Genomic DNA, 20,125 nt, shown 5'->3' with positions numbered 1-20,125 from the left:
CGGGGGTGACCCTCGATGGCTGACGCGCTGCTGTTGGAGGTGGGCGTCCTCTTCGGTGCGGTCGCGGCGGTCGGCGCGCTCGCGAACCGGCTCGGCCAGTCGGTGATCCCCTTCTACATCGTGGTCGGCATGCTGCTCGGCCCGCACGTCGTCGGGGAGCTCGCGCTACCGGTCGTCGGAACGGTGTACATCCAGGAGAGCGAGTTCATCGCGGTGGGCGCCGAACTCGGGATCGTCCTGCTGCTGTTCTTCCTCGGGCTGGAGTTCAACCTCGACCGCCTGATCGAGAGCCGCGAGCGGATCGGCCGCGCGGGGGGGATCGACCTCGCGATCAACTTCGGCGTCGGGCTGCTGGTCGGCTTCGCGCTGTTCCGCGACCCGCTGGCGGCGTTTCTGACCGCCGGGATCGTCTACATCTCCTCGTCGGCGATCATCACCAAGTCGCTGATCGACCTCGGCTGGATCGCCAACGACGAGGCGGCGCCGATGCTCGGCACGCTCGTCTACGAGGACCTGTTCATCGCGGTGTACCTCGCGGTCGCGTCCGCGCTGGTGCTCGGCGGCGGCGACGTGAGCGAGGCCGTGACCTCGGTCGGGGTCGCGATCGGGTTCATCCTCCTCCTCCTGCTGGCGGTGTACTTCGGAACGGCGTGGTTCGCGCGCCTGCTGAACACGGGATCGAACGAGTTCACCGTCCTCCGGGCGCTCGGCACGACCGTCCTCGTCGCGGGCGCGGCGCTCGCGCTCGGCGTGAGCGAGGCGGTCGCGGCGTTCTTCGTCGGCATGGCCTTCTCCTCGACGGACCACGTCCACGACCTCGAGAACCTGCTGGAGCCGGTCCGGGACACCTTCGCCGCGGTGTTCTTCTTCTGGATCGGGCTGGTCACGGACCCGTCAGTGTTCGGCGGCGTCGCGGTCCCCGTGGCGGTCGCGGTCGTCGCGACCACGCCGACGAAACTGGTCTCCGGCTACCTCGGCGGGCGCGTCTACGACCTCGGCCCGCGCCGCTCGGCCCGCGTGGGGCTCGGGATGGTCACCCGCGGGGAGTTCTCCCTGATCATCGCGGCGCTGGCGCTGTCGGGAGCCGGCACCACGCTGGCTGCGGGCGTCGCGGACGACATCTACGCCTTCGCGGTCGGCTACGTGCTCGTGATGAGCGTGCTCGGGACGACGCTGATGCAGTACTCCGCCCCGTTCGAGGCGTTCGCAGTGCGGCGGTTCGGTGCGGACTGATATCCGACCTTTTTCTGCGGTCGGGTCGCGCCGGCGCGAAGCGCCGGCTTGACCACTCCCTTGAAAAATGTCGATCAAAAAGGGGCCGCGGTCGGCGCTGCGGGCGCTGCGCGCCCTCGCGCCGCCGCGGTACCACGTCCTCGACACGGAACGGTACCGCCACAGCACCGCCACCGCGACAGAAAACCGCCCCGCCACAGCACCGCCCCGCCACCGCCCCGTCACCGCCCCGTCACCGCCCCGCCACCGCCCCGTCACCGCCCCGTCACCGCCCCGCCACCGCCCCGCCACCGCACCGCGACCGCACCGCGACCGCACCGTCACCGCATCAGCAGCCGTCTCAGAACTTCTCCAGGAGGTCGGCGTAGAAGTCCCCGCCGCGGTCGTCCGCGAGCTTCTCGACGATCAGCTCCGGGGTCGACCGCGCGAGGTGGTTTTTCTGTGGCGAGCGGTTCACTCGCAGTTCGCCGTCGACCAGTCCCACGGCTTCGATGCCGTCGACGGCGACGTCGAAGTCGGCCGCCTCGCGGATCTCGCGCGCGAGGTGCGAGACGAACACCGCGGTCGCGTCCTGCCCGTCCAGCGCCTCGAGGATCCCCGCGATGATCTTCGCGGACGCCCCCGGCTCCGTGATCGACTCCAACTCGTCGACCAGCACCAGCCGACCGTCGGCGCCGTCCACGAGGTCGCCGAAGTCCCGGAGGGTGGCCTCGAACGCGCCGGCGTCGAGCGTCCCCTGCGACTTGGCGTAGTAGTGGACCTCCTCGAAGCGCTCCAGCCGGACGCGCTCGGCCGGGACCGGCAACCCCATCCCCGCGAGGACGACCACGAGCGCGACCAGGTCCAGCGTCGAGGTCTTCCCCCCGGAGTTGACGCCGGACAGCAGCGTCGCGCCCGAGACCGCGTAGTCGACCGGCTCCACCTCGTCGAAGGGCACGTCCAGAAGCGGCGAGCGACCGCCCTCGATGGCGAACCCGGCGGCGTCGGTCCCCTCCTCGTCGGCGTCCACGAACTCGGGCAGCGTGCAGTCGAAGTCGCGAGCGAACCGCGCCACCGCCAGCTCGACGTCGAGTTCGAGCGCGTCGCGGACCAGTTCCTCCACCGGGTCGCGAAGTTCCCCCAGATCCGCGGCGAGGTCCGCCTTCAGCGCCGCGGCGCGCTGGTCGCGGGCGGCCGTCAGATCGGTCCGGAGCCGGGAGACGGGCTCTTCCGCGTGCTCGACCGGAAACGTGGGGTCGCCCGAGAAGATGCGCTCCGCGAACTCCGCCTCCGAGGGCTCCAGCCGGAGCGCGTCGGCGAAGTGCTCGCGGGCCTTCCGGAGCGCCTCGTCGTACTCGTCAGCCAGCTCGCGGGAGAGCAGCGAGTCGACGCGGGCGCCCTGCTCGACCAGCGAGAGGAAGTCCTGCCCCTCGATGGTCACGTCCTGCTCGCGGATCGCCGCCCGGAGGTGGTCGTCCGCGACCGACTCCGCGGCGCTCACCGCGGCGTCGAGGTCGTCCACCGCGTCCGCGAGCCGGTCGTACTCGTCGTCGCCAACGACCTCGCCCGCCTCGTCCACGCGTGCGAGCGCGTCCCGGAGCGCGTCGAGGTCCGCGGCCGGGTTCATCCCGCCCGCGACGAGCCCCGCGGCCTCGTGGACGCGCGCGGCCGCGAGCAGCGCCTCCCGGTTCTCGGCGAAGAAGGCCAGCAGGCGCTCGGGGACGGTCTCGGCCGGCTCCGCCAGCGCGTTCGGGCGCACGCGCACGTCGCCGTCCACGTCGAGGCCGGCGAACTCCTCGTCGATCACGATCACCGTCGCGTACGAGCGCGCGAGCTCCGAGACGTCGCGCGCGTCCTCCACGATCTCGACGGAGAGCTCCGGGACCGCCTCCTCGGCGGCGGCGTACCGCTCGGCGTCCGCGGTCGCCAGACACCGCTCGCGGACGCGGAGCGTCCCGGGGTCGGAGAGCGGCTCCACGTCCGCGAGCGCGTCCCGCACCGCAGGGTCGGGGTCGCGCGCCATCGCCGCCCGCGCGAACGCCTGCACCTCCTCGATCCGCGAGGCCGACGCGGAGGGGTAGAACGTCTCCAGCCGCTTGGCCGCGTAGTCGGTGACGGTGCGCTCGCGCAGGAGGTCGATCGCGTCGCGGTACACCTCGCGGGCGCGGTCGGTCGCCAGCAGCCGCCCACCGTCCTCCTCGTGACGCCGGCGGATCGCGCCGCGGGCGATCTGCGCGGCGCGCCCCTCGGTGACGCCCGGCGCACGCGCCAGCGCGGCCACGTCGCCCGCCTCCAGCGCCGCCTCCGGGTCGTCGAGCTCCTCGAGCGCCCGGGCGGTCTTCGCCCCGACGCCCGGGATCGCCTCCAGATCCATCGTGACCGGGTATCGCGGGCACCGCAAAAAGGGTGCGGGTCCGGGATCACGCCGGAGCGGTCGCGGCCGGGGTCGCGTCGGAGGCGACCCCGCGGACAACGGCCTTTTCTCCGCCGACCGCGAAACCGGGTTCATGGACACGGACGCGCTCGCGCCGGCGACGGCGCGGAAGGCCGAACTCGCCCGCGAGGCGCTCGCGGAGCGGGACGGGGTCGTGGTCGCCTTCTCGGGCGGGGTCGACTCCTCGGTCGTCGCCGCGCTGGCGCACGACGCGCTCGGCGACGACGCGGTCGCCTGCACAGCCAAGAGCGAGACGCTGCCCGACGCGGAGCTTTCCGACTCCCGGCGGGTCGCCGACGAGATCGGCGTCCCCTACGCCGTGGTTGAGTTCTCGGAGCTCGACGACCCGAACTTCGTCGAGAACGGCGAGGACCGCTGTTACCACTGCCGCACGATGCGGCTCGGGAAGATGTACGAGAAGGCCCGCGAACTGGGGATCGGGACGGTGTGTGACGGGACGAACGCCTCCGACTCCGGCGAGGGACACCGCCCCGGCCTGCGCGCGGTCGAGGAGCTGGAGGTGTACTCGCCGCTTCTGGCCCACGACATCACGAAGGAGGAGGTCCGGGCCATCGCGGACGCTTACGGCCTCTCGGTGGCCGACAAGCCCTCGATGGCGTGTCTCTCCTCGCGGATCCCCACGGGACTCGAGGTGACCGAGGAACGGCTCACCCGGATCGAGAAGGCCGAGCGCCTGCTCCGGGAGTGGGGCTTCTCGCAGTTCCGCGTGCGCGACCACGACGGACTGGCGCGGGTGGAGGTCGCCCGCGAGGAACTCGACCGCGCGCTCGACCCCGACTTCGCGGCCGCGGCCGACGAGCACCTCACCGACCTCGGGTTCGACCACGTGACGCTGGACCTGGCCGGCTATCGCACCGGGAGCGTGAGTCCCGAAGGCGAGGGGAACGAGGCTGGCCAGGACGAGACGAACGGGGACGAAGCGGGCGGGACGAGCGACGACGCGACTGACGGGCTCGATCTCGGCAAGCAGTACCCGCGATAGGGACGCTCGCCGCGAGGGCCGTTTCTCGCCCCGTCGGATCGATCAAAACCGCCTTAAGGACCCTCTCCGTAGCGTCGCTCATGTATAACCCACTGGCGATTGCGCTGGCGGCGGGCATGGTGCTCGTCGTCGTCTTCTTCTCCAACCTGCGGGGGAGCGGGTGGGAGCCGGCCGCGGACATCTCGGCGGAGGTGCTGGAGCACCGAGCGTCGACCGTCCCGGAGACGGAGTTCCCGGAGCCGATGAACCGCTCCATCGGCGGTGGCGGCGGTGCCGCGGCCGTCGGCGAGGGCGCCGAGGGCGAGGAGGGCGAGCTCGCCGAGGGCGGCGCCGAGGAGGAGTCCGGTCCCGGCGACATCCCCGAGGACGAGGTCGAGTACTACGAGGTCGAGTTCGTCAAGCAGGGCGAGACGGTCGAACTCGCCAACAACGAGCCGATCCTCGACCAGGGCGAGGAGCAGGGCTGGGACCTGCCGTACGCCTGCCGGCAGGGGCAGTGCGTCTCCTGTGCCGGACAGATCACCGACGGCCCCTCCGAGGACTTCGTCGTCCACGACGACCAGCAGATGCTGGAGGAGGCCGAGATCGACGACGGCTACACGCTCACCTGCGTCGCGTACCCGCGCGACTCCTTCAGCATCGAGACCGGCGAAGCGCCGTAACCGGTCCGACTGCGCGGTTTCGCCGCGGTGTCTCACTCTGCAGGCCGTTTCTGTGCGGCCGGTTTCTGTTCCTGTGTGCGGCCGGTTTCTGTTCCTGTGTGCGGACGGGTTCCGTCGGCGGACCCTCCCCGCCCGCTCGCGTTTCGTCCTCAGTCGCGCGGTCGGTCGTCAGACGTCCGCGATGGGCGTCGCGTCGCCCCACGCCTCCGCGAACCCCTCCTCGACGCGGGCGGCGAACGTCGGGTCTCGGAGGTCGAGCATGCCGAACAGGCGGTCGGGCGCCAGCGGGTCCGGAACCTCCAGACACACCTCGGTGCCGTCGATCAGGTGGAAGGTCCCGTACATCGCGTCGGTCACTCGGAGTTCGAAGGGCGACTGGCCCAGCGCCGCGGCCGCGCGCTCGTCGTCGACGGCGTCGCGGGCGTCGTCGAACACGCCCGGCGAGAGCATGACCGACACCTCGACGCCGCGCCGGACCGCGGACAGCAGGCGGTCGAGGACGGCGTCGCCCTCCTCGCCGATCTCGAACTGCGAGGAGACGGCCTCGGCGGCGACGACGACGCGCTCGTCGGCGGCGTCGAGGCGCTCGAACAGCAGCTCCCGCGAGTCGGCCGCGCCCACCGCCGCGGTCCAGAAGGCGTCCTCCGGCGTCCCCGTCCCCGCGAGCCGGTCCACGAGGTCCTCGCGTTCGTCCTCCATCGTCTCGATGCGCTCGGAGAGCTCCCGCGTCCGCGCCTCGACCAGTCGGTCGACCGCGATCTCCGGCTCCACGGCGACGTAGCGCTTCGGCTCCCCGGCGGTCTGCTCGCGGACGAGCCCCCGCGATCGGAGGCCGCCGAGCGCGTCGTAGATCCGCCCCTTCGGAACGCCGCTCTCCTCGGCGACCCTCGCGGCCGTCCCCGTCCCGATCGACAACAGGGCCCGGTAGGCCCGGTCCTCGTAGCTCGTGAGCCCGAGGTCACACAGCGAGTCCATGCCCCGCCTACGAGTGATTTATAAATAAGCGCGTGGGAAACGCGGGAGAGTTGTCGCGTGGCGGGCCGGCGCCCGCTCCCGGGCCCTCCGATAGCTCCTCGCTGGTGAGCCGGTGGCCGTCCGCTACCGGCGATCTCGGGGTCGGCCTCCGAAATTCTCGGAAAACGGTCACGATGTTTCTCTATGTTTGCCAACCCTATTACCCGCGAGGCCCGTAGCCGGAGCCGAGCCGAATGGACAGGAAACGCACCGTCGCGCTCGTTCTGGTCTCGGTCCTGCTGGTCGCCTCGGGAGCGACGATCGTCGCCGCTCAGCAGTCCGACACCGCGCGCGGCGAACCCGATATCGAGGCGTACGCGCCGGAGACCGCGTTCGTCCCGGGCGAGGAGGCGACGCTGCAGATCACGCTGAACAACCGCGGCGACCTCGACGAACGCGGACAGGACTCCCTCGAGAGCGAGGTGATCACCGCCCAGTCCGCGACCGCGCGGATCGACGACTCGGCGATCCCGTTCACCGTCAGGACCGGCGAGCAGCCGATCGGCGACGTGGGCGAGGGCCAGACCGGCCCCATCGACTTCACGGTCGTCCCGGACGAGAACGTCACGCCGGGCACCTACGAGGTCCCGCTCACGCTGGAGTACAGACACGCCTACCGCGCCGAGATCGAGGACGGCGCGACGATCCGCGACGAGCGCGACGTGACCGAGACCGTCACCGTCGACGTGGAGGTAACCGACCGCGCCCGCTTCGCGGTCGTGGACGTCGACGCGAACGTGCAGGCGGGCACGAACGGGCTGGCGAACGTCACGCTCCGCAACGTGGGCGAGGACCCCGCCCGGAACGTCTCGCTGTCGATGACGCCGACCGACCCGGACCTCTCGTACGTCACCGAAGCGGGCACGACGGAGACGTTCGTCGACCGGTGGGAGCCGGGCGAGAACCGGACCGTCACCTACCGGCTGACGGCCGCCGAGGAGGCGACCGTCCGCCCCTCGACCATCGAGTTCGAGGCCGTGATCCGCGACGCGGAGGGCGCGGAGGCGGAGACCCGAACGATCCGGTCCGGGATCACTCCGCTCCCCGCTCAGTCCTTCTCGGCGCGCGGCGTCGAGAGCGACCTGCGCGTGAACGAGGACGGCACCTTCACCGTCGAGGTGGAAAACGACGGTCCGCTGCCCGCCGAGGAGGTCGTCGTGGTCTTCGAGAACGAGGCGCCGACGGGCGGCGGAGGCGGGGGCGGCGCCGGGGGCGCGCTCGGCGGCGGCCAGACCGTGCCGCTCGACGAGAACGTCGTCCCGCGGGACAACCGGGTCCGCGTCGGCGACCTCGCGCCGGGCGAGAACGCCACCGCCACGTTCGAGGCCGGCGTGCGCGAGGACGCCCGCGCGGGCAACCGGACGCTCAACGTGGCGACGCGGTACCGCGACGCGGCCGGAGACGTCGCCACCTCCGACGCGCTCGACGTGGTCGTCGACGTAGCCCCGGAGCGGGACGCCTTCGCGGTCGAGGCGGTCGATCCGGTCGCGGAGCGCGGCGGCGAGACGACCTACGAGGTCGCGGTCCGGAACCTGAACGACGAGCCCGTCAGCAACGTGGAGGCGAAGCTGTTCGCGACCGACCCGCTGGACGCGACCGACGACGAGGCGTTCGTCTCGGAGCTCGCACCCAACGCGACGGCGACGCTCGCGTTCACCGTCGACGTGGGCGACGGCGCCGCCACGAAGGCCTACTCCGTCTCGGTCGACTTCCGGTACGACGACGCCGGCGGCGACTCCCAACTCAGCGAGGCCTACCGGCTCCCGGTCGACGTGGCCGAACCGGAGAACGGCAACGCGACGACGCTGATCGCGGTCGCCGCGGTCGTCCTGCTCGCGCTGCTGGCCGGGGTCGGCTACTGGAAGCGCGAGACGCTTGCGGCCCGGGTCGGCCGGCTCCGCGGGGGATCCGGTCCCGAGTAGATGCGCCGCGCCGAGCGGGTCCTTCAGGCCGTCGCCGACCGCGTCGTGGAGCGGCCGCGCCGGGTCGTCGTCGCCTGCCTGCTCGTCACCGTGCTGTTCGCGCCGGGAATGGCGTTCGTCGAGACGCAGACCGGGACCAGCCAGTTCGTCGACGACGTCCCCGAGGCGGACGCGCTCGAGGAGGTGAATCGGCGGTTCGAGCCCGCCTTCGACGAGGAGTCACAGACCACGCAGCTGATCCAGCGGGACACGAACGTGCTCGATAAGGCCGGGCTGGTGACGATGCTCCGCACGCAGGAGCGCGTCGAGGAGCGCGGGTCGCTTCGGGTCGAGAGCACCCGGAGCCCGGCCTCGGCGGTGGCCCAGGAGCTCGACCCCGAGGCGGAGACCGCCGAGGCGCAGCGCGAGGCGGTCGAGTCGGCCACCGACGCGGAGGTCCGCGCCGCGGTCGACGCCGCGGCCGAGGACCCGAGCTTCGACACCCTGCTGAGCGACGACTTCCGGCCCGAGAGCCGGGAGGCCTCGGCCGCCATCGGCGTCGTCACTCACGAGTTCCCCGCGCAGGCGGACGCGACCGAGGTCCAACGCGGCGTGGAGGACGTCGTCGAGCGCACCGAGGGCGACGTGGTCGTCTTCGGGAGCGGCATCGTCGACGACGAGTTCGAGAGCGTCATCTTCGACTCGCTGTTCATCGTCGTCCCGGCGGCGCTGGCGGCGATCCTCGGCCTGTTGGCGTACGCCTACCGCGACCCCTTCGACTTCGCGCTCGGCGGCGTCGCCCTGCTCATGACCGTCGTCTGGACCGTCGGGTTCACCGGCTACGCCGGCATCCCCTTCTCGGACATGCTGATCGCGGTGCCGGTGCTCCTCTTGGCCATCGGCATCGACTTCGGGATCCACACGGTGAACCGCTACCGCGAGGAGCGGGCGGAGGCGGGCGCCGCCCCCGGCCCCGCGATGCGGACGTGTCTGCGCCAACTCGTCGTCGCCTACACCGTCATCGCGGGCACGACCGTCATCGGCTTCCTCGCCAACCTCGCGAGCGGGCTCGAGCCGATCCGCGAGTTCGGCATCGTCGCGGGGATCGGGATCGTCTTCACCCTGATCATCTTCGCGGGCTTCCTTCCGGCCGCGAAGCTGGAGCTCGACCGCTGGCGCGAGACGACCGACCTCCCCGCGTTCGGCACCCGGCCGCTCGGCTCGGAGGACTCGGCGCTCGGCCGTCTGCTCCCCTCGCTGTCGGACCTCTCCCGACCCGCGCCCGCGGTCTTCCTGGCGGTCGTGCTCCTCCTGACCGCCGGCGCGGGCGTCTACGGCGCGGGCGTCGACACCACCTTCGACGACGAGGACTTCCTGCCGCCCTCCGAGGAGCCCGCGTACGTCCAGTACCTCCCGGGACCGATGCAGCCCGCCGACTACACCGTCAACGCCCGGATCAGCCTACTGGAGGAGAAGTTCGCGACCGGGCAGGACGACACCGTCACGGTTTATGTCGAGACGCGCATGCGCGAGGACCACGCCCTCCGCGAGCAGGCCCGCGTCGAGCGGGACCCGCCGCCGACGTTCATCGAGGAGGACGGCCGCGCGCGCACCACCAGCGTCCGCGACGCTATCGACGGCTACGCCGACGAGAACCCCGAGTTCGACGCCCTCGTCGACGAGTCGAGCCTCGACGAGGGACCGCCGAACCGCAACCTCGACCGGATCTACGCCGCGTTGCGCGACTCGGGCTACGCCGACTTCACCGCGGAGTACCTCACGGACGACGGCCGCGCGACGCGGATCGTCTACGAGGTGGAGTCGGACGCCACCGACGCCGCGATCACCGCGGACGCCCGCGCGGTGGCCGACCGCTACCGCGGCGACGCCACCGCGACCGGCGAGATCGTCGTCTTCCAGGCGGTCGCGGACACGATCTTCACCTCCGCGATCCGGTCGCTGACCGCGGCGGTCGGCCTCTCGGCGGTGTTCCTCGTCGTCCTCTACGGCCTGTTCCTCGGGCGGCCGACGCTCGGCGCCGTCACGCTCGTCCCCGTGGTCGTCTCCATCGCCGCCCTGACCGCGACGATGCGCGCGTTCGGGGTCCCGTTCAACGCGCTCACGGCGACGATCCTCTCGATCACCATCGGGCTCGGGGTCGACTACACCGTCCACGTCTCCCACCGCTTCCACGACGAGTACGAGGCCAGCGGCGACGTGGACCGCGCGCTCGAGCGCACCCTGCGCGGGACCGGCGGCGCGCTCACCGGGACGATGCTCACCACCGTCGTCGGCACCGGCGTGCTGGTGCTGGCGATCACGCCGCTTCTGGGCCAGTTCGGGCTGTTGACGGCCGCAAGCATCTTCCTCGCGTACGTCGCCTCGCTGGTCGTCCTCCCGCCCGCGCTCGTCGTGTGGGTCGCGGTCGTCGACCGCGAGCCCCGCCTGCTGTGGGTCGGCCGCCTGCTGTCCGACCGCGGAGAGACCGCGGCCCCGGCCGACGCCGGCCGCGAATCCCCTGTCGACGACTGATCCGCCCGCGGCCGCCATCGCGCCCGGGACCACGGACCCCGCCCCCGATTCGAGCTTTCAGAAGCGTTAAACCGCCCGCCGGGAAACGCGTACGTGAGGGCGCGTAGCTCAGCGGACAGAGCACTTGGTTCCGGACCAAGATGCCGCGGGTTCAAATCCCGTCGCGCCCGTTCCTTCACTTCGTTCGGTCACGGCCGCGACTGACCCCCGCTCGCTTCGCTCGCGGGGATCCCGTCGCGCCCGTTCCGTTCTAATCGATGACTGCGGCGGGGTAGATGCAGTAATACTGCGAGACGCGTGCTTTCGTTCGACGGGTGGCCGTCTACTGGTGTCTCGGTGGGGGTGCGTACAGGCAGAGCTGGATTCGATAGAGGGAACCACTCGCAGATCGATCGCTCTGGCCGGATCCGACTACCAATTGCTCAGTACAGTCCGGTTATTCGTCCTCGAGAGCGTCGTAGATGTCCCGGTTCGAATCTCGGTCGTCCGCCGCGACCCGTCGAACCAGTTCCCGCCGGATGTCCTCCATCACGTCGTCGAGCGGAGCGGTCGTTTCCGCGCCGTCTTCGGTGGCCATGCCTGAACCGACGCTTCGAACGCCGTTAATCGTTCGGGTCCGACGAATCGCCGGTCAGCCGGTCCAACCCGTACCGGACGAGTTCGTCTCTCCACTCCTCGATCTCACCGGCCAGATCCAACTCCTCGGTGTGGGATCGCAGATACTCGGTGGTGTCCCCCTCATCGACGGCGGACTCATCGGTCCCGAAGCTTTTCAGAACAGTCCTGATTTCGTCGTCGTACTCGAACCGATACCCGTTGAGAACGTAGAAGACGGCCGCCACGTTGAGCGCGGTACGTTTGTTCGCATCGACGAAGGGGTGATTGGCGACGAGGAGCCGGAGGAGGTGATACGCCTTCTCGTGGATGGTGTCCGGTGCGGAACCGAAACTGCCCTCTTCGATGTAGTTCCGCGCGAATTCGACGTCGCCACGGTTCCGAACACCGGCGGGAGTGTCGGGGTACTCCGCGACGATGTCGTCGTGGATGGCGACGCCGTTGACCGCGCCGGCCAGCGCGACGACGACCGCGACCGCGGCGAGGGTTCCGAGCGGGAGCGGCGACGCGACCGACCCCGCGAGCGCGACCGGAAACGGCATGCTCCGGTCGACGGCGGCCGAGTTCATAAAGCGCCGCTCCGCGTGCGCCCCGGACACACGGCCGTTCGAGGACGCGTCAGTTCGGCGGTGAGTGGCGGGTGCTCGGGCGGTGAGTCGCAGGTAATCGGGTTACCGCGACGTTCGATTACGGCTAATAACACGCGTGCTATTGAGTTACGTGAGGTAACTACTCATGGCAACAGAGACCGAGACTGCGACGGCGTCCGCGACCGCGGGCGTCACGTCGAAACAGTGGATCGCGGGCGCGGCGGGCGGTTTCATCGGCAGCATTCCGTTCGGCCTGATGATGCTGTACGTGATGCCGCCGCCGCTACTGGAGGTCGTGATCCCCGCGATGTACGGCATCGAGGGCCCGGCGCTGGTCGCGGGGTGGGCGATCCACCAGTTCCACGGCGTCGTGCTCGGGCTGACCTACGTCGCGCTCGTACAGGCGCCGGCGCTCCGCGAGACGGCGCGCGAGTTGCCGGGCGCGCTCGGGCTGGCGGTCGCGTACGGCGTCCTCACGACCGCGGTGCTCGCCGTGCTCGTGATGCCGATCTGGCTCTCCGCGGTCGGCTTCCCCAACGCGCCGCCGTTCCCGAACTTCGGCATCCCGGCGACGATCGTTTCGGCGGTCGGCCACGTCGTCTACGCGGTCCCGCTGGCGGTGCTGTACGCGAGGGCGTCCGAGTAGCGGCGCGTTCCGGCCGGCGCGCCCCCGGCGCCGACCATCGGGACGCTCCCGGACTGCGGACGGTGACGCGAGCGCGCGGTCGCCCGGACCGGCATCGGTCGTGCGCGCGACGCGTCGGCGCGGCCCCCCTTCTTGTCCGTGGCCGCGGTTGGTCCACCCATGCAGGAGTTCGACTTCCTCGTCATCGGCTCGGGATCCGGACTGGACGTGGCGAACGCGATGGCCGGCCGGGAGAACTCGGTCGCGGTCGTCGAGGAGGGGCCGCTCGGCGGGACGTGTCTGAACCGCGGCTGCATCCCCTCAAAGAAGCTGCTCTACCACGCGGAGGTGCTGGAGACGGTCGAGCGCGCCGACGAGTTCGGGATCCACGCGGACGTGACCGGCGTCGACTTCGCGGAGATCGTCCGCGAGGTCAACGCGGACGTGGCGGAGAGCTCGGACTCGATCCGGCGAGGGCTCAAGTCCTCGAACCGCCACGACCTCTTCGAGGGGACCGGGGAGTTCGTCGACGAGCGGACCGTTGAGGTCGTCGACGGCGCGGACGAGGGGGCGACGCTCCGCGCGGACACCGTTCTCGTCGCGACCGGGGCGCGCCCGTCGATCCCGGACATCGACGGGATCGAGGACGTGGACTACCTCACCAGCACCGAGGCGCTCCAGCTGGAGACGCCGCCCGACCATCTCGTGATCGTCGGCGGCGGCTACATCGCGGCCGAGCTCGGCCACTTCTTCGGAACGTTCGGCAGCGACGTGACGATCGTCGGCCGACGCGAGCACCTCCTGCCGGAGGCCGACCCCGAGGTAGGGGCGGCGTTCACCGACCGCTACGCCGACCGGTTCGACGTGTACGCGGGCTACGAGGCGGTCGCGGCCGCGGAGGCGGACGGCGAGGTGACCGTCGAGGCGCGCCCGTACCCCGAGAGCCCGACGGTCCGGGCCGGTGGCGAGCGGATCGACGACCCGGCCGACGCGGACGACGTGACCGTGACGGGCGACGCGCTGCTGGTCGCGGCGGGGCGGCGTCCGAACACCGACGCGCTGGGCCTCGGTGCGGCCGGGATCGAGACCGACGACCGCGGGTTCGTGGAGACGGACGAGTACCTGCGGACGAGCGCGGAGGGCGTCTGGGCGCTCGGCGACGTGGTCGGCGAGTATCTGCTGAAACACAGCGCGAACCACGAGGCGAAGGCGGTCATCCGCAACCTGCTGGGCGACGAGCCCGAGCCGGTGGACTACGCCGCGATGCCGTTCGCGGTGTTCGCCTCGCCCGAGGTCGCGGGGGTCGGCGCGACCGAGAGTGACCTCCGGGAGGCGGACCGCGAGTACGCGACGCGCACCTACCGCTACGAGGAGACGGCCCGCGGCGACGCGATGGGCGCCGAGGGGTTCGTGAAAGTGCTCATCGACCTCGACGGCGAGATCCTGGGCTGTCACATCATCGGCCCCGAGGCGTCGAACCTGATCGAGGAGGTCGTCGTCGCGATGACCGCGGGGTCGGGGACCGTCGCGGACATCCGCGAGTCGGTCCACATCCATCCCGCGCTCTCCGAGGTCGTCGACCGCGCGTTCACCGGCCAGTTCTCGCGCGGCGGGGACGCGGGCCGCGCCGGCGGGCACCACCACGGCTGATCGCCTCGGCGTTGCGGACACACAGCCGCGGGCGGGTTTAGTACCGGCCCGCCCAACGACGGGTGATGGCAAAAGCAGCAATCGTGATTCTCGCCGGTAACGAGTCGCACGCCGATTACGGTCGCATGGCGAACGCCCTGGAGGCGGCCAAGGAGTTCGCCGAGAACGACGGGGACGAGCTGGAGCTGATCTTCGACGGCGCCGGGACGCAGTGGATCCCGGAACTGGAGGACCCGGAGAGCGACTACCACGAGCTGTACCAGGCCGTCCGCGAGGACGCGGCGGTCTGTGACTACTGCTCCGGCGCGTTCGGCGTCGAGGACGCGGTCGCGGACGCCGGCCTCGTGACGCTCGACGACTACGACGGGCACCCGAGCATCCGGTCGCTCGTCGACGACGACTACGAGATCATCACCTTCTGAGCCGGCGGCGAGGGCGCCACCGGGCGCGGCCGCGGCCGATTTTTTGTTCGGGTCGACGGGCCGACAGCGGCCAGAACCGGCGCGGGGAGAAGCCTTATGCAGATTAGCGCCCACGTCTCGCGTATGGACCGCGACGACCGCGACGATCCGTTCGGGGACATCTTCGACGAGATCGAGCGGATGATGAACGGGATGGCCGGCGGCGAGCCGGCCGACGAGTCCGGGTTCGGCACCGAGACGCACGTCAGCGCGTACGTCGAGGACGACACCGTGCGACTCGTGGCGGACCTCCCGGGCGTCTCGAAGGAGGGCCTCTCCCTGCAGTGCGACGGCGAGGCGCTCACCATCTCGGCCGTTTCCGACCGGCGCGAGTACGAGGAGCGCGTGACGCTCCCGGCCCGCGTCGACGAGCACTCCGCGTCCGCGACGTTCAACAACGGCGTCCTCGAGGTGACGTTCGACCGCGCGGACGACGCCGCCGCCATCGACGTGGAGTAGGCGGCACCGTCGGCTCCCGCTCTTTCACTCGGCGTCCGCAGTCCGCCGGATCAGCCCCGCCAGCCGGTCGTAGAACTCCGGCTCGTACTTCGTGGCCGCGTCGACGGTCGGGCGCGCGTTCGTCTCGTTGACGACCAGCCGACCGTCGCCGGCCTCCAGCAGGTCGACGCCGAGGTAGTCGATCCCCAGCGCCGCGGCCGCCCCCTCCGCCAGTTCGCGGGCGCGGTCGGGGAGGTCGACGCCGACCGCCTCCGCGCCGCGGTGGACGTTGTGCTTCCAGCGCCCCTCCCGCAGGCGCTCGTCGGGAAGGCGGCGCTCCACGGCGCCGGCGGAGGTCGGAGCGCCGTCGGCGTCCGCGAGCACCATCGCGCGGTAGTCGCGGGCGTCGGGGAGGAACTCCTGGATCAGGTAGGACTTGTCGCCGGTCGCCCGGTAGTCGTGGACCAGGTTCAGGTAGTCGACGATGCCGAGCAGGTCGTCCACGTCGCCGGCCTTCGCCACCCCGACCCCGCGCGTCGCGGAGTTGGGCTTGACGACGACCGGGAACGAGAACGGCTCGACCGCGTCGAGGACGGTCGCCTCGTCGACGGGGTTCGAGACCATCGTCGTCTCCGGGACCGGCAGGCCGGCGGCGTCCAGCGCCGCGATCACGCCGGCCTTGTTGCGCGAGGCCGCCACCGCTGCGCGGTCGTTGACCCACGGGAGGTCGAGGCGAGCGTCCAGCGCCGCGGCCTCCATGAGCCGCGAGGGGTAGACGAAGCCGGCGTCGAAGTCGGAGTCGCCGTCGAGCGAGGGGTCGGCACCCTCGCCAGTCAGCCGGATCGCGCGCTCCTTCGCCCGCAGGTGGGCGACCTCGACCCCGCGATCCGCGAGGGGGTCCCGGATGCGGTCGAACGTCTCCGCGCGCGAGGCGACGGCGAGCCGGAGCATACCGGCGACAGGGACGGCGAACGCATAAATGGCGGCGGGGCACGGGCGCGCTCCGTCCCTCACCGCCGGCGGGGTTGCTCGTCCGAACACGTCACGCCGGCGCGCGCGAGGAACGCGCGCGCCGACAGCACCGCACATTGGATGTGCATTTTTGCCAGATGGGGCAGAACTCCCGCCGTGAGTGCAACCCGATCGAGCCGACTGCGGCGCATCGAAATGTCGGCTGTCCAACACCTGGCGTCGCAGGCGCGCTACTGCACGCTGGAGGCTCGCGAGACGGGGTTTGTCTCGCGGCCGACTGAAAGGGCGAGCGGTCGAGGGCCTTCTGGGTGTCGGCAGTAAACGCAGCAGGACGCTTGCACACACAAAAACGCAAACGTATCGCGGGCGGTCAGCGCCCGACCCACGACGACGATCCGGACCCGCCTATAGGTCCAGATCGAGGTCGTAGAGGTCGCCGTACTTCGACTCGACGTACGCGAGGAAGTCGTCGGCCGCGAAGTCCTCGCCGGTCGCGCGCTTCACGAGTTCGTTCGTCTCGTAGCGCGAGCCGTGCTGGTGGACGTTCTCGCCGAGCCACGCGTGGAGGTCGTCGAACTCGCCGGCGGCGATCTTCCCCTCGAGGTCGTCGATGTCCTCCTCGGCGGCCGCGAACAGCTGCGCGGCCATCACGGAGCCGAGCGAGTAGGTGGGGAAGTAGCCGAAGTTGGCGTGGCTCCAGTGGATGTCCTGCAGGCAGCCCTCGGCGTCGTTCTCTGGCCGGATCCCGAGGTACTCCTCGTACTTGTCGTTCCAGACCTCGGGCACGTCCTCGACGTCGAGGTCGCCGCGGATCAGGTCGCGCTCGATCTCGAAGCGGACGACGATGTGCATGTGGTAGGTGAGCTCGTCCGCCTCGACGCGGATGAGGTTGTCCTCGTACACCTGGCTGAACGCCTCGTAGGCGTCCTGGATCGTGGCGTCCGCGGTGCTCGGGAAGTGCTCCTGGAAGGTCGGCAGCAGCTGCTCCCAGAAGGCGCGGCTCCGCCCGACGTGGTTCTCCCACAGCCGGGACTGCGACTCGTGGACCGAGAGGTCGCGCGACTCGCCCAGCGGCGTGCCGAACTCCGCCTCGGGGAGGCCGAGGTTGTACTGCGCGTGGCCGTACTCGTGGACCGTCGAGCCGACCGCGCCGAGGGGGTCGGACTCGTCGAACCGGGTAGTGATCCGACAGTCGAACTGGTTGCCGGAGGTGAACGGGTGCGAGGAGACGTCGAGCCGGCCGCGGTCCCAGTCGTAGTCGACGAGGTCGAGCACGTCCCGGGAGAGCGCCTCCTGCTCGTCGGTGTCGAAGGTCCCCTCGAAGGTGTCGACCGCGAGGCCGGCGTCCGACTCGCGGATCGCGTCGATGACGGGGACGAGCGCCTCGCGGAGCTCCGTCAGGATGTCCTCGGCCTGCGAGAGCGGGAGGCAGGGCTCGTAGTCCTCGAACAGCACCTCGTAGGGGTCGCGGTCGGGGTCGATCTGCTCGGCGTACTCCCGCTTGAGCTCGACGTTGCGCTCCAGGTAGGGGGCGAACGCCTCGAAGTCGTCCGCCGCTTTCGCCTCCTCCCACGCGGCCAGCGCCTCGGTGCTCGCCTCGGATATCTCCTCGACGAGCTCCGCGTCGACCGCGTTCGCGCGCTCGTACTCGCGACGGATCTCGCGGACGACCGCGGCCTGCTCGTCCGTGAGGTCGGCGTCCGCGAGCTCGTCGAGCAGATCGCCGGTCGCCTCGTCGGTGAGGATCTCGTGTTTGACCGACGAGAGCGTGGAGAGCTGCTTCGACCGGGCGGGAGTGCCGCCCTCGGGCATCATCACCTGCTGGTCCCAGCCGAGCACGCCGGACGCGCTGTCGACCGCGCTCCAGCGGCGGCGGCGGTCCAGCAACGCCTCGTAGGCGTCGGGCGCGTCGACGTCGTCGGCGGTTTCCGTGGCTTCCGTTGCCATGGGCGGACGTTGCCAGTCCCGGGTTAAGAAAGGCGCGTCTCCGGCCCGTGCGGCCGGTTCGAGCCGGTGTTCCCCGGGCGACCGCAGATCAGCCGGGGGCGACGCGCGTCTCCAGCGTGGCGACCAGCGTCCCGCGGAGGAACACTCGCACGGTCAGCGTCGCGCCCGGCTCCGGCGTCGGGTCGTTGGTCCCCGCGACGCGGAACGCGGCCGACTCGCCCGCCCGGAGCGTCGTCGTCCCCGCTCTGTTGAACGCGCCCGTCGGCCCGGGACGAAACCCGGCCGCGGAGAAGAACGGCACCGGCGGCTGGCGGTCGAGCGGCTCGCCGTCCACGCGCACCACGAGCCGGAGCGGGCGCACGTCCAGCGCCTCGCCGCCGCGGTGCGTGATCGTCACGCGATCGCCGGCCGCCTCGATCCCGAGCGCGACCGCGGGCGGACCGTCTCCGGCCGGCAGCGCCTCGCCGGCACCGAGCGTCGCGCCGCCGACGCCCGCCGCGAGGACGACCGCGAGCGCGACGAGCAGGGCCGCACCGACCGGTGCCGACGCCCGCGAGTCGAGACGGTCCGGATCTCCGAGCATGCGCCGGATGGCGCGCTATCGTTCAAAAGGGTTCGCCGGCCGGGGCGTCGTCGCTCGCCGAGTTCTCCACACGCCGCGACGCCGCTCCGCCGGCCGCCGTGGTCAGCCGTCGGTCGTCGAGACGTTCCCGTCGGTTCGCGGGATCGCGGTCGGCTCGATGCCGCTGATCCGGGCCACGCGCGGCTCCTCGACCGCGGTCACCTGGTACGGCTCGCTCGGTGAGAGCGTCCACAGGACGCCCTCCTCGTTCGTCGTGCCGACCTCCTCGCTCTCCGCCCCGTCGCCGGCGACCGTGACCGTCACGCCCGCGGCGGGCGCCTCCTCCTCCACGTCGACGACGCTGACGCGGACCGGGCCGCCGGGGTACGTCCGGTTGACGGTGAGGTTGTACCCGTCCTGTGTCACCGCCACCGACTCGGCCTCGGCGAAGGGGTCGAGCGGCCGGTACTGATGCTCGACGAACACGCCGCCGTCGCCGGAGCTGACGTACGTGCGGACGCGGCCGCGCTCGTCGGTCAGGGGCGTGTCCACGCGGACGATGGTGTTCGACTCGAGGGTGCTGGCGCTCTGGTCGTCGAGGGCCTCGCCGTACGCCTCGGCGGTGGCGTTGATCGCCTCCTCGCTCCCGTCGCCGAAGCCGCTGGCGCCGCGGTCCCAGCGGTCGCCGCGGTACACCTCGCGGACGTACTGCCCGTCGACGACGGCGGCGAGCACGACCGCGTTGTCGCCGGATGCGACGTAGATGCGGTCAGAGGAGACCTCGCCGCGAAGCGCGTCCGTCGCCAGCTCGCGAACGGGGCCGGAGTAAACGCCGAGCCGGAGCTGCAGCTCCGCCGTCGAGATGCTGAAGTCCTCCGTCTCCTCCGCGAGGGTCTCCAGTTCCACGCGCCGCCGGTCGAGCGCCTCCGCGGCCGCGGAGATCCGGGCGAGTTCGACGACGAGCTCCTCGTCGGTCAGCTCGCCCGCCGCGTGGGCCTGGATGGCCGACCGCTGTCGGCTGTGTAGCGCGAGCTCGTCCTGCTGGAGCCCGCTTTCGGCCTCGATGAGCCGGCGGATCCGCTCGTCGTTCGTTCCGGCGCTCTCGACGTGGGCGACGACCGAGGCGGTCTCCATCGCCGCCGTCGTCGCGGAGACCTCGAGGCCGCTCGCCGGACCGAGGTTCGAACCATGGCGACCGATGTCGGCCCGGACGGCGGCGTCGGCCGGATGCGACAGGACGGGAACCCGGGCGGTGTCGTCCGGATCGGACTGCTGGAGTGCGCCGCCGTCGTTGACACGGACCGCGTCGGCGGGTGCGGCCGACGGCCGGTCGGGGGCGACGCCGGCGACGACCGGCGCCGCGAGCAGCAGCGCCGCGAGCAGCAGCGGGAGGGCTCTCATGGCTCTCACGTGGTGGCCGGGTCACAAAAAACGCATTGACACGCCCGTTTCCGGCGGCTCGACTCGGCCGGCACGGGCGGTCGACAGCGACCGGGCGACCGGCCGC

Annotated in this window: 17 protein-coding genes and 1 tRNA gene; 10 read left to right on the top strand and 8 right to left on the bottom strand. The window is 71.3% G+C overall.

Features of this window, described 5'->3' with window-relative positions:
• The first annotated feature begins 15 nt into the window (after positions 1-15).
• Entirely contained in the window at positions 16-1,233 is a 1,218-nt protein-coding gene (locus ACQE3L_RS05050; protein ID WP_426962689.1) for a cation:proton antiporter, read from the top strand.
• 340 nt (positions 1,234-1,573) lie between these two features.
• On the opposite strand, the gene ACQE3L_RS05045 is transcribed toward ACQE3L_RS05050, so the two are convergent.
• Positions 1,574-3,586: a helix-hairpin-helix domain-containing protein gene (locus tag ACQE3L_RS05045; RefSeq protein ID WP_426962688.1), complete on the bottom strand. Its 2,013-nt coding sequence runs from the start codon at positions 3,584-3,586 to the stop codon at positions 1,574-1,576.
• A 133-nt stretch (positions 3,587-3,719) separates the two neighbouring features.
• On the opposite strand from ACQE3L_RS05045, the gene larE reads away from it, so the two are divergent.
• Positions 3,720-4,649 (top strand): ATP-dependent sacrificial sulfur transferase LarE, encoded by a 930-nt coding sequence (gene larE, locus ACQE3L_RS05040; protein WP_426962687.1) that lies wholly within the window; start codon positions 3,720-3,722, stop codon positions 4,647-4,649.
• Between the two features lie 80 nt (positions 4,650-4,729).
• The gene (locus ACQE3L_RS05035; protein ID WP_426962686.1) at positions 4,730-5,311 is read left to right on the top strand and encodes a 2Fe-2S iron-sulfur cluster-binding protein; all 582 of its coding nucleotides are present in this window, start codon (positions 4,730-4,732) and stop codon (positions 5,309-5,311) included.
• Positions 5,312-5,479: 168 nt separating this feature from the next.
• On the opposite strand, the gene ACQE3L_RS05030 is transcribed toward ACQE3L_RS05035, so the two are convergent.
• Complete coding sequence (locus ACQE3L_RS05030) at positions 5,480-6,286, bottom strand: TrmB family transcriptional regulator (RefSeq protein WP_426962685.1); 807 nt, start codon at positions 6,284-6,286, stop codon at positions 5,480-5,482.
• A 233-nt stretch (positions 6,287-6,519) separates the two neighbouring features.
• Here ACQE3L_RS05030 and ACQE3L_RS05025 point away from each other — a divergent pair, with 233 nt between their 5' ends.
• The 3 genes from ACQE3L_RS05025 (at position 6,520) to ACQE3L_RS05015 (ending at position 10,928) form a co-directional block, all read left to right on the top strand.
• The gene (locus tag ACQE3L_RS05025) at positions 6,520-8,247 is read left to right on the top strand and encodes a COG1361 S-layer family protein (protein ID WP_426962684.1); all 1,728 of its coding nucleotides are present in this window, start codon (positions 6,520-6,522) and stop codon (positions 8,245-8,247) included.
• A complete protein-coding gene (locus ACQE3L_RS05020) occupies positions 8,248-10,758 on the top strand; it encodes an efflux RND transporter permease subunit (protein WP_426962683.1) in 2,511 nt (836 codons plus the stop codon).
• A gap of 97 nt (positions 10,759-10,855) precedes the next feature.
• Positions 10,856-10,928, top strand: a tRNA-Arg gene (locus ACQE3L_RS05015).
• Positions 10,929-11,194: 266 nt separating this feature from the next.
• Here the strand turns inward: ACQE3L_RS05015 and ACQE3L_RS05010 are convergent.
• Entirely contained in the window at positions 11,195-11,335 is a 141-nt protein-coding gene (locus ACQE3L_RS05010; protein WP_426962682.1) for a hypothetical protein, read from the bottom strand.
• Positions 11,336-11,360: 25 nt separating this feature from the next.
• The gene (locus ACQE3L_RS05005) at positions 11,361-11,915 is read right to left on the bottom strand and encodes a type II toxin-antitoxin system death-on-curing family toxin (RefSeq protein WP_426962681.1); all 555 of its coding nucleotides are present in this window, start codon (positions 11,913-11,915) and stop codon (positions 11,361-11,363) included.
• A 193-nt stretch (positions 11,916-12,108) separates the two neighbouring features.
• On the opposite strand from ACQE3L_RS05005, the gene ACQE3L_RS05000 reads away from it, so the two are divergent.
• The 4 genes from ACQE3L_RS05000 (at position 12,109) to ACQE3L_RS04985 (ending at position 15,158) form a co-directional block, all read left to right on the top strand.
• Positions 12,109-12,609 (top strand): hypothetical protein, encoded by a 501-nt coding sequence (locus tag ACQE3L_RS05000; RefSeq protein ID WP_426962679.1) that lies wholly within the window; start codon positions 12,109-12,111, stop codon positions 12,607-12,609.
• Positions 12,610-12,768: 159 nt separating this feature from the next.
• Positions 12,769-14,238, top strand: coding sequence for a dihydrolipoyl dehydrogenase (locus ACQE3L_RS04995; RefSeq protein WP_426962678.1), 1,470 nt, complete (start codon positions 12,769-12,771; stop codon positions 14,236-14,238).
• A 65-nt stretch (positions 14,239-14,303) separates the two neighbouring features.
• Positions 14,304-14,660 carry a DsrE family protein gene (locus ACQE3L_RS04990; protein ID WP_426962677.1) on the top strand — a complete coding sequence of 119 codons (357 nt, stop codon included), beginning with the start codon at positions 14,304-14,306 and terminating at the stop codon, positions 14,658-14,660.
• A 123-nt stretch (positions 14,661-14,783) separates the two neighbouring features.
• Positions 14,784-15,158: an Hsp20/alpha crystallin family protein gene (locus tag ACQE3L_RS04985; protein ID WP_426962676.1), complete on the top strand. Its 375-nt coding sequence runs from the start codon at positions 14,784-14,786 to the stop codon at positions 15,156-15,158.
• A gap of 24 nt (positions 15,159-15,182) precedes the next feature.
• Here ACQE3L_RS04985 and ACQE3L_RS04980 read toward each other — a convergent pair whose 3' ends face one another.
• From ACQE3L_RS04980 to ACQE3L_RS04965, 4 genes are all read right to left on the bottom strand, one after another.
• Positions 15,183-16,088, bottom strand: a complete 906-nt coding sequence (locus ACQE3L_RS04980; RefSeq protein ID WP_426962675.1) for an ATP-grasp domain-containing protein — start codon at positions 16,086-16,088, stop codon at positions 15,183-15,185.
• A gap of 426 nt (positions 16,089-16,514) precedes the next feature.
• On the bottom strand, positions 16,515-18,056 hold the full coding sequence (locus tag ACQE3L_RS04975) for a carboxypeptidase M32 (RefSeq protein WP_426962674.1): 1,542 nt from the start codon (positions 18,054-18,056) through the stop codon (positions 16,515-16,517).
• Positions 18,057-18,144: 88 nt separating this feature from the next.
• Complete coding sequence (locus tag ACQE3L_RS04970) at positions 18,145-18,639, bottom strand: type IV pilin domain-containing protein (protein WP_426962673.1); 495 nt, start codon at positions 18,637-18,639, stop codon at positions 18,145-18,147.
• Positions 18,640-18,741: 102 nt separating this feature from the next.
• Positions 18,742-20,019, bottom strand: a complete 1,278-nt coding sequence (locus ACQE3L_RS04965; protein WP_426962672.1) for a DUF7094 domain-containing protein — start codon at positions 20,017-20,019, stop codon at positions 18,742-18,744.
• Between the last annotated feature and the right edge of the window lie 106 nt (positions 20,020-20,125).

The sequence above is a fragment of the Haloparvum alkalitolerans genome (assembly GCF_050122995.1).
Classification (GTDB): domain Archaea; phylum Halobacteriota; class Halobacteria; order Halobacteriales; family Haloferacaceae; genus Haloparvum; species Haloparvum alkalitolerans.
This window is presented reverse-complemented; position numbering and strand designations above follow the sequence as displayed.